The sequence below is a fragment of the Microcoleus sp. D3_18_C4 genome, from assembly GCF_036702355.1.
Lineage (GTDB): Bacteria > Cyanobacteriota > Cyanobacteriia > Cyanobacteriales > Microcoleaceae > Microcoleus.
The window spans coordinates 1-10966 of the sequence record NZ_JAUBTF010000056.1; the positions used below are offsets into that span (position 1 = coordinate 1).

The 10966-nt window shown below is 46.2% G+C and carries 6 protein-coding genes; 4 read left to right on the forward strand and 2 right to left on the reverse strand.

The features are described from left to right. Nucleotides 1-227 precede the first annotated feature (227 nt). Both QUA90_RS23405 and blaOXA read left to right on the forward strand, forming a co-directional pair. Entirely contained in the window at nucleotides 228-641 is a 414-nt protein-coding gene (locus QUA90_RS23405; protein WP_333388995.1) for an MAPEG family protein, read from the forward strand. 145 nt (nucleotides 642-786) lie between these two features. Continuing rightward, nucleotides 787-1659 carry a class D beta-lactamase gene (gene blaOXA / locus QUA90_RS23410; protein WP_333448018.1) on the forward strand — a complete coding sequence of 291 codons (873 nt, stop codon included), beginning with the start codon at nucleotides 787-789 and terminating at the stop codon, nucleotides 1657-1659. Between the two features lie 319 nt (nucleotides 1660-1978). Here blaOXA and QUA90_RS23415 read toward each other — a convergent pair whose 3' ends face one another. Then, the gene (locus QUA90_RS23415; protein ID WP_333448020.1) at nucleotides 1979-2494 is read right to left on the reverse strand and encodes a phosphatase domain-containing putative toxin; all 516 of its coding nucleotides are present in this window, start codon (nucleotides 2492-2494) and stop codon (nucleotides 1979-1981) included. 57 nt (nucleotides 2495-2551) lie between these two features. Between QUA90_RS23415 and QUA90_RS23420 the strand changes: the two genes are divergently transcribed. Next, on the forward strand, nucleotides 2552-3190 hold the full coding sequence (locus QUA90_RS23420; RefSeq protein ID WP_333448022.1) for a pentapeptide repeat-containing protein: 639 nt from the start codon (nucleotides 2552-2554) through the stop codon (nucleotides 3188-3190). 97 nt (nucleotides 3191-3287) lie between these two features. Here the strand turns inward: QUA90_RS23420 and QUA90_RS23425 are convergent, their stop codons facing one another. Next, entirely contained in the window at nucleotides 3288-7574 is a 4287-nt protein-coding gene (locus QUA90_RS23425) for a TIGR03032 family protein (RefSeq protein ID WP_333448024.1), read from the reverse strand. A gap of 737 nt (nucleotides 7575-8311) precedes the next feature. Between QUA90_RS23425 and QUA90_RS23430 the strand changes: the two genes are divergently transcribed. Continuing rightward, nucleotides 8312-10966 (forward strand): FG-GAP-like repeat-containing protein (locus QUA90_RS23430; protein ID WP_333448026.1); only part of this gene is annotated, 2655 nt, incomplete at its 3' end.

Genomic DNA, 10966 nt, shown 5'->3' on the forward strand with positions numbered 1-10966 from the left:
CCGAATTCAAGTTCGAGCGCCCGAATTCAAGTTCGAGCGGCCGAATTCACATTATAAGTAATTACCCGAACCTGATATAACGCAGATGAATCCAATCGAGTCCGGTTGCACCGTCGGTGATTGTTGACCCTTCGGCTTCGCTGTTGGCTGGATTTGACGCCCGATGATGCTACAGGATTTGATATAACTTTTATAAAGTCTTAGCAGCAGTTTCGCAAGGTAGAAAGATGATGCAAATTGAACACACAAATATGACTTTCCCTCTCTGGGGTTTAACAATTTTCATTTTGTGGACGATCGCAGTCGTTATCCTCTTGCTAGCAGTCAGGATTCGGCATCTATCTGCCGGCGGATCTCCCAAAGATTTCGGCACACAAAACGACGACAGTTTGCTGTGGCGACTATTTCGAGTACAATCCAACTTGATAGAAAACCTGCCTTTGTATTTGGGAGTTGTTTTTCTTCTAACCGTTAGGGGTGTTTCAGGAACAGCAGTAGATTTGCTGATTGTTGTGTACATCCTATTTCGGCTGGTACATTCAGCGATTCACATCGCTGGCCTCGATCCAAAGTTTCGGTTGTTCAGCTTAGTAATTCAGTTAAGCTGTTTGGTCGCGTTAACTATTATGGCAGTTTTGTAGGTGAGAAATTACGCGGCACATATATAGTATGGTGCGTCAGGGGCAAACCTTTATTGTTTCTTACACAGCGTAAGTCAGACGCACCTTACAAGTCGATCGCCCCTGTGAAATTACTGCCTGTGATTTGGCTAAATTATCGAAGTTTATGAACCCAATATCTCGTGCGATCGCTGTTATTTTAATTGTATTAGGCTGCATTATTTCTGTTTTAGTTCAGCCACCGCAATCAGCCTTAACCGTGCCACCTCCAGTGCAACAATCTCCACGACGCGGAGGAGATGTTGCTCAGACAATGAATTTTGGACGGCACTTTCAAGAACTAGGAGTTGAAGGCTCGATTGCGATTTACGATTTGAATAGCGATCGGCTTTATCAACACAACCCGCAGCGTAACGCCACAGCTTTTTTACCTGCATCTACATTTAAGATTCTCAACTCTCTGATTTCCTTAGAAACAGGGGTAATTTCAGATGAGCTTGCCGTGCTAACTTGGGATGGAATTCAAAGGCAAATTCCCGCATGGAATCGAGACTTGAACATGAGAGAAGCCATGAAACTTTCCGCCGTTTGGTTTTACCAAGTTCTCGCCCGCCGAGTCGGACACGAGCAAATGCAAAAATGGGTAGCTAAAGTCGGTTATGGCAACCAAAAAATCGGTAACAAAGACGATATTGACAAATTCTGGTTAGAGGGAGAACTGCGAATCACACCCAACGAGCAAATTCAATTTCTCCGCCGTCTATACAAAAATGACTTACCCTTTTCTGAGCGATCGCTGTCTCTGGTTAAAGACATCTTAGTTGTCGAAAAAACTCCCGATTACACAATTAGGGCAAAAACAGGCTGGGCAAGCTTTGGAGAAGAAACAAAGCCTCAAATTGGCTGGTATGTAGGTTATTTAGAAAAGGATAAAAATGTTTACTTTTTTGCGACAAACATTGACATCCGCAACCAAAATGACGCACCTGCAAGAATCGAGTTAACGCGCCGTTGCTTCAAGGATCTGGCGCTGCTGTAAGTGCGTTATTTATTCTATAAAATTTGCAAAAACGCCAGCGGATCGGCTAACGTTGACAGCCAAAACAGCCATTTATTCGATGCCTGAGTTCGATCGTAGGAAGCCGAGTCTTTTAAATCTTTTAGGACTTACGCAATTGGCACATATATATAGTTGGTATAGTGCTATGTATCATTTCTCGCAGCAAGGCGACAATCCTCTAAGAGAGCATTAAGTTCTTCAACGACTAAGCTGTTCGGCATTTAAAGGAGGATAGTAGGGTGCGTCAGTAAATAAGGGTTTCCCATGTATAGTCTGTGTTCTAGCTGACGCACCTTACCTAAAGCGTTAATGGTTTAAATGCGTAACAGCTTAGCCAGGGGTTTCGACCTTTCAAACAAGCTACGATCGCTGCTTCATAGGGATTTCTGCCAGTTTTTTTTACTGCTGCGATCGCCTGTTTGTTAGACAATCCCCGCCCGCTGACCAACCAAGCAGCCAAAACCTGTCCTGTACGTCCGATCCCCCCAGAACAGTGAACTACCACCCGTTCGCCTTTGCTATTTGCAGAGTCCAAAAATGGCAATATGCGATCGATTAAAATATCGCGATCGACCAATTCAAAGTCTGCAATCGGCGCCCAGCAAACTCGATCGCACCCAAATGTTTTCCGATATGTTCCGAGTAAATCAGTGTAGCGGATGAGTTGCGTCTGAGCAAGCAAGCAGCAAACTTGCTTAATATTATGCCCCTGCATAAATTCAATCCACCGAGCAAGTTCTGCATCGCGGTATCCTGGTCTGGCTGCACCAAACACAATTAATTCATTCTCTGAAGCCGCAGCGAATTTGTCCATACTGTTTTCAATATTTTTACCTATAATTAAGAAAGACGCACAAATCCTGAATCTACAGTGAAAAACAACAGCTCGATCGGTTTAATGAACTGGCTGCAACCCAAACCAGAAACTGTTTTGTTATGCGACTCAAGTGCAGCAGCTTCTGAGATGGCATTCATGCTCAACGGTGAGTGGGATGGGTGCAATAGTTTGGTGCTCCCTAAAAGCGACAAGGTAGCAATTGAAGCAGCCGCCCGTTTGCTGGAGACATCCTGGTGCTACCAAAATACTTGCGAACCCGTTTTAATTCGGCTGGAAGTTGACGAATTTTTGCGCCGTTATGCGATTGGAGACAGGTTTTTTATTAATGCTAACTTGCGATGCGCGCAATTGAGCGAAGTTTGCTTGGAAAACATTGATTTGAGTTATGCTAAATTGAATTTGGCTAACCTCAGCCGCACTAATTTAAGCAAAGCAAACTTAATGGTAGCACAGATGCAATCCGCAAATTTGAGCGGCAGCAATTTGACTAAATCGCAACTTGTGAGGGCGAACTTATCAGGAGCAAATTTATCGGATGCTAATCTCAAAGGTGCAGATTTGAGTTATGCAGATTTAAGCAATGTTTGCTTAACAGGTTCGGACTTAAGAGGTGCCAACCTAGCGAGAACAGACTTAAGAAAAACAAGCTTAGATGGGGCGATCCTTGACTAATACCAAACCCCGCTAAAATACTAACTCTCACCCCCCGTGAATAAATCCTGTAAACATTTATCTGCGTTAATCCGCGTATATCCGCCCCCATCTGCGGTTAAAGTTCCAAAGTAATTAACTGAGCAATTTCCTCAGTTTGAAAACCCAAAGCCATCGGCCTTTGCACTGTCGGAATCACCTGCACATCATAGAGTTCCGTAACAATTCCTTCAAACCGCAACCAGTGAACGATCGCCCCAGTAGTCAAATCGATCGCCATCATACCACAGCGAGCCTCAGCATCCTTGGTGAGCAACAACTCATCCAATTCTAAACCGCTAAAAGTGTTGTCACCACCCCGAGGTTTCGAGAGTCCAACAATTGCCCAATTTTGCCAAAAAGCCAGTCCTCGGACATATCCCGGACAAAACGTAATTGCCTCAAATTTTCCTGTATCTAAATCCACATAACCAAATTCTCCCCGCCCCGAATTTAGCAACCACAACTTGTCTTGATACCAGCGGGGTGAATGCGGCATTGACAATCCTGTGACGATAATATCATTAGATTCGATATCAATAACTATACCGCCGTTTTTTCTGCGATCACGCCAGCCATCCACCACATCCGACTGACTCGACGCCGTGACATATTTCGCCTCTCCTTCCACCATCGCCAAACCGTTGAGGTGACAGCGGTCTTCATTTATATATTGTGAGATAAATTGCGGTTTCCACAGAGGTTTGCAACTGTGGCGATCGCTCAAAGTAGCGATACAATTAAACAAAGTGCTAATAAAAATGATTTGATTATTTTTATCGACAGCGATATCGTGAATGTCGATATCTCCAGTAGTATAGCCGATTCTTGGTATATATAATTTATCGTATCCTTGGTATAATTTCCCGGATTCTAAGACATTATCTAATTGCCAAAGTTGATATTTTGAACTTAAATACAGGCGTTCCGACGTGCAGTAAAGCCCCATTGCGCGATCGAATATTCGCCAAAAAGCCGAGATTAGGTTGGTTTCTGGCGCTGCACCGATTAACATTAACCTGCTGGTTTGATAGGTAGTGCAAGCAAGGCTGATTTGTTGTTGAGTTAACCAAGATGGCAAATCGCGATCGCCAATTAAATCCTGTGGCGAATCCGCACTAGAATCCCTTGTCGCATTCTGACTGTTATCCCTATTTTTATCCTGTAAATTTGTTACTTTTTCCACTTGGTTATTGGCTGAATTCCTGACTAAATTGCTTTTTATATCGGGTTTTAAATCTGTTTTTAACCTTTCCTCTGCTTCTTTTTCTAATCCTTCTGCCTTGTCGATATGTATCGCTTCCGGCGGCTGACTAGATTGATACCTTTCCCAAACCCTTTGATATGCTAATTCCAAATATCGCACGGTTTGAGGTGTATTAAACAGCGGCAATTGGCGGCGATTTTTATTGAGATAATCTTTCAGTTTTTGTAACTCTTGAGGATGAGTAGCTAAATGCACCGCCAACTTTTCATACTCTTCAAAACTATTAACGATTAACTGTGGTAAATTAACCGCAGTTAATAAACTTGATCCCACCCGCGACGCAAAAGTTTCTCCGGGGAAGGTAATCGAGGGAATTCCCATCCACAAAGCATCGCTTCCTGTCGTGTGAGCATTGTAATATAAAGTATCGAGGCATAAGTCTATCCAAATGTGACGTAATAGGTGTTCCTCTTGTAATAATCTCGGTGCAAATATTAGGCGGTCGCCATCAATTCCCCGCAATTTAGCCTCGGTTTTCAGGTTCCGAGTTGCTTCTGGATTGGCCTCTAATAGCCACAGTACACTATCAGGTACGCGCTCTAAAATTCGCATCCACACGCTAAACATGACGGGTTCAATTTTGCGACTGTGATTGAAGCAGGCAAAGACAAACCTCTCTTCTGGTAAGTCATATTTTGCTTTGGGATTTTTCTGTTTAATTTGCGCGTCTTCTGCGGGGCAAACTCTCAGATAATTGTTAATCTGATAGCTATGTGGCAGGCAAATAAATTTTTCACTAAAGAACTCGGCGAGGCGGGGGGGTGTTACGATATTATCTGTGATGATGTAATCTATAAATTCGGCTCCCATCGTGTTGGCGTAAGTTAGATAACTAATTTGAATGGGAGCGGGGCGCATTGCTAAGATTTCAGGGTTAGAATATTGGGTATAGCCTCCCATGTCAATGAGGATGTGAATATTATCATTGTATATTTTTTCGGCGGCGGCTGGGGTAGCGATTCCTCGCAAGTCGGTAAATTTATCGCAGTCTGCTTCTATTTTTTGACGCTCAATACTGCCGTCGTTGGGGCCGAGAGAGTAGGCGAATATCTCAAATTGGGTGCGATCGTGCAAGGCGAATAATTCACCCATTAAATGCGTTAAAGCGTGGTTGTAAAAATCTCCAGCGATGTAACCTATTCGCAAGAGTTGGGGGGTGGCAGCAGGGGGGATGTGAGGGGGAAAATAATTTTGAGGGACTTTACTGCTGACAAATTTAGCGAAGTAGCGAGTAATAGCTAGATGTCTGTCAGCATCAAATGGCGAGTACATAACAAAGTCAAAAATAGATAAGTCTTTCAATATATTTTGTTCTATTAAATTTCTGCCAATTTCCCACATTTTTTCGCTTTCGGCTGCTAAATTATCCCACTGGCAGAGCCCCTGGTAAATTTTTATCAAAGCTGCCATTGCATTGATGTTATTCGAGTCTAGCTGCAAGATTTTTTGATAATTGGCAGCAGCTTCGCTGTATTCATAGCAGCGGTATTGAACATTAGCTAAGTTTCCCCGGTAGGGAATAGAATTCGGTTCAATTTCTAAAGCTTTTTGATGGCTTATTTTCGCTTCTAGCAGTTTTTCTTGTTGGGTGAGCAAGACTCCTAGACTATTGTAGGCGATCGCATAATTGGGATTGTATGTAACAGCTTGTTGGTAGGCCGCGATCGCCTCCTCGACTTCCCCCATATTTTCCAGCGCTGCGCCTAAATTATACCAAGCTTGAGAGTAGCGCTGTTCGCAATTTAAAGCTTGGCGGTAAAGGGCGATCGCCTCTGGCCATTCTTTTTTAACTAACTTAGCATTTCCCAATTGAAAATAAGCAGGCGCATAATTAGGTTGCAGCGCAATAATCTGTCGGTATTCCCCCCCCGCTGCCTCCCAGTCGCCTTGTTTTTGCATAGTCAGCGCTCTATCATAGAGGCTTTCTACAGAAATTTTTTGAGACATTTTATTAATCGTTTTCAACCATTCTTCCCATTCTAATGCACGCACTCTCCAAGTGCAATATTTATTAAAATAATCTACCTGTTTTCGCAAAAATTGTTCAGTTTCTTGAGAGTTAGCCCCTGTTAGCACTTCTAGCACCTCCAGAATTGCCGCCAGAAATTCTTGGGCATAAGATTCTCTTTCGGAGAGCGAACTAAAGGGAGCGATCGAATTAGAAGTATTGGACTGGGACAGCGGTATTAAACGCGCAAAACCTGCCGTTGTTTCGGGCAAAGCTCCCCAGTTGCTAGTCACGACAAAACAACCGCTAGCTAGAGCTTCCATGACGGAGATACAAGAAGTTTCTGCAAAGGTATTTGGGTACGCTAATATATTAATCGAGCGCAATTCTCTAGCGAGTTCGGGCTGAGTTAGCGAACCGACATACTCCACTCCTGCTGTTTCTGCACAGCGGCGGTATAGCGGCTCCCATTCATCTCGATCTTCAGTTACTTGATATACTTTTAAACTAGAAAATACCTTTAATCTCACATCAGTAAATCGCTGCCGAATTTTCGGCAAGATATCTAAAAGTAAATCTAAACCCCGAAAGGGAGTGCTGGTATAAGTTAAAACTGGAGGTTGTAATTTTTGGGTAAAAATTGCTTCGCCTTCAGTGAAAAATTTTTCAAAAGCAGGAGCAATCGCATTTTTTATAACTCCTAATTGCATATTTGTCATATTGAATTGTTCTAAATATAGCTGCTTTTGCCACTCGCTGACAAAAATTATGCTATCGTAGAGCAATTGGATTGATAAACTTCGTAAAGGCTGCGCTGCCAGCTGGTCGCAAGCGTGTTGCATCCAGAGAATTAACTTAGTTTTTTTCCCCAATAGTGGCTTTAACTGCGTTCCAGTTTCCGGGTGATTTAGGACAATAGCAGCATCAAAATTTTTTAACAAGTCTTTAGAAAGATTAGTCAAAGAAAAGCAATGGACTCCCCGATACACTCCTGGTTTAGAAGTGTTATTGTACAACCATACTTCATGTCCAATAGCGGCTAGTGCTACTGCTAAATAGCACAAAGCCGACTGAGAGCCGCCTAGAGGTTGGCGGTAAGGAGTTTCTATATCGTAATCCCATCCAATCGCATCAAAAAAGCAAATTTTCATAGTAAATTAAGCACAATTACGCCAGCAGGAGAAAGATGAAGCTTTGTTAGAAGAAATAACAAAAAAAATCGATAGAGGTGACTCTACCAGCATACACATCATCAGTCACGATCGGCTGGGAATTAGATCGCAACCGCGCCTGACGGAGATGAAATTCTTAATTGCTGAAACCCTTGCTATTATTGCATTTTTCTATCTATTTTCTTCGTGATTCTTCCTTCTGCAATACAACTCGGACATAGGGCTTTGCAACTGTGCCCATCGCTCATCGTTATTCATAGAATCTGGAGGCATATCTTTAATATAGCCTTTCGAGCTCTCATATGAGGTACTCATGGGCATAGGGCAGAGGGCATAGGGCATAGGGCAGAGGGCATAGGGCATACCTCACTTTTTTGAGAACCGCTATATATCCAAAATGTAGCGCGATCGTAATTCCCTCGCCTTGCGGGTTTTCTCCATCGTACTTCACCCAAATCAACATTCATCTGCGTAGATCCGCGTAGACCCGCCACCATCTGCGATTCAAATTCCCAAGTAATTTTATCCTCATCACAAAGATCCGACTTTTCCGACTTTACGATCCGACTTTTCCGACTTTACAGACACTAGGACACTCTGCCATGATTAAAGTCTCAGGTGTCATCTGCCAAAAGGTATAAAAATCGTCGAACTCAAACCGGGCGACCCAGCCAGACAAGCTCAACAACAACGCACTCCACTGGAAGCAAAAGCATATGAAAACCCTAACTAAAATTAACCACCCTAAAAAAAATTTATTTCCTTGGGCTGGTTGCATCAGCAACCAGCCCAAGGAAATAGTCATCCTTGACCCCACAATACCGGACAGCCACCACATAGCCTCTGGCATCAAACCGGGCACTGCCACCTACATCCTCGAAAGCCAGCCGGATGCCGTAGAGCAAATCACCACAATCCTAGCTCGGCATACAAACATCGCAGCCCTCCACATCATCACCCACGGCAGCCCCGGCAACCTTTACTTAGGCACAACAGAACTCAACAGCAGCAACATCCACAACTACACCCAACAGTTGCAACAGTGGCGAAACAGTTTGACTGACAACGCCAGCATCATATTATATGGATGTAACGTAGCAGCCGGGGAAACAGGCAGCCAATTCCTGACTCAACTGCACCAACTCACAGGGGCAAACATCGCCGCCAACACCGCTACCACAGGCAATAGCGCACTCGGCGGCACCTGGGACATCCCCCAACTCATCCCCCCATCCCCCCAAGCCCCCAAACTTGCCCTCACCGAAACCACCCTCAAAACCTACAGCTGCGTACTAGGCTTGTCCCCCCAAGTCACCTTCCTTACAGGCAATCGCCCACAGTCTGTCAGCATCGGCGACTTCAACGGCGACGGGAAACCAGACTTAGCTGTGGTGAACAACATGAGCAACAACGTCTCGATCCTGCTCAACACCACCGCCACTGGAGCCACCACCCCCACCTTCGCCCCCCAAACCACCTTCGCAACGGGCAATCGCCCACAGTCTGTCAGCATCGGCGACTTCAACGGCGACGGGAAACCAGACTTAGCTGTGGCGAACAACTTCAGCAGCAGCGTCTCGATCCTGCTCAACACCACCCCCACCGGAGCCGCCACCCCCACCTTCGCCCCCCAAACCACCTTCGCAACGGGCGGTAGCCCCCAGTCCGTCAGCATCGGCGACTTCAACGGCGACGGGAAACCAGACTTAGCTGTGGCGAACGGCACCAGCAGCAACGTCTCCATCCTGGTCAACACCACCCCCACCGGAGCCGCCACCCCCACCTTCGCCCCCCAAGCCCCCTTAACTACTGGCAATTTCCCCGCATCCGTCAGCATCGGCGACATCAACGGTGACGGGAAACCAGACTTAGCTGTGGCGAACGCCAACAGCGACAACGTCTCCATCCTGGTCAACACCACCCCCACCGGAGTCGCCACCCCCACCTTCGCCACCCAAACCACCTTCGCAACTGGCGATAACCCCCAGTCCGTCAGAATCGGCGACTTCAACGGCGACGGGAAACCAGACTTAGCTGTGGCGAACTTCAGCAGCGGCAACGTCTCGATCCTGCTCAACACCACCCCCACCGGAGTCGCCACCCCCACCTTCGCCCCCCAAACCACCTTCGCAACTGGCGCTAACCCCTCATCCGTCAGCATCGGCGACTTCAACGGCGACGGGAAACCAGACTTAGCTGTGGCGAAATTCAACAGCACCAACGTCTCGATCCTGCTCAACACCACCCCCACCGGAGCCGCCACCCCCACCTTCGCCCCCCAATTAACCTTTCCTACTGGCTTTAACCCCTTATCCGTCAGCATCGGCGACTTCAACGGCGACGGGAAACCAGACTTAGCTGTGGGGAACGTGAACGACAACACCGTCTCCATCCTGCTCAGCACCACCCCCCCCAAAGTTACTGCTGTCACCGCTAGCACCGCTAACGGCAGCTACGGCGTCGGTTCCACCATCGCCATCACTGTCACCTTCGATGCTGCTGTCACCGTCACTGGCACACCCCGACTGCAACTCGAAACAGGCACAACCGACCAATTTGCCACTTATACTAGCGGTAGCGGCGGTACAGCCCTCACATTCAACTATGTAGTACAAGCTGGAGACTCTACTCTTGACTTGGAATACCTCGCTACTAATGCTCTGACTCTCAACAGCGGCACAATTAAAGATAATTTGCTTGTAGACGCCATCTTAACCCTCCCCACTTTAGCCTCAGCCAACTCCCTCGGCGGCAGCAAAGCCATAGTTATTGAGACTGTTGCACCCACCATCACCAGCGTCACGTCTACCACCGCCAACGGCAGTTACGGCACAACCGGCAACATCAACGTCACCATCAATTTCAGCGAAGCAGTTACCTTAGCCGGCGGTACCATGACAGTCGCCTTAAACACAGGTGGCACTGTAACTATTGCACCTTTCAGCGGCACTACTGCTGTCGGCACTTACACTCCAGCAGCAGGACAAAATAGCACCGACCTCAACTCAACTGGCATCACTTTAGTAGGAAGTGCAACATTAAGAGATGCTGCGGGAAATAACGCAACATTGATTATTCCTACCGGACAATCTTTAGCGGATAGCAAAGCCTTGGTTGTAGACACTGTTGTCCCCACAGTAGCCTTAACATCAACTTCCCCAACAACCACAAACGCACCATTTAGCGTCACAGCAACATTCAGCGAAAGCGTCACAGGATTTATCTCCAGCGACGTGACTCTTACTAACAGTACAATTAGCAATTTCACAGGTAGCGGCACAACTTATACTTTCACCGTTACACCGAATGCTAGTGGCATTGTCACAGTTAACGTCCCAGCAGCTACAGCCACAGATACCGCTGGTAATAAC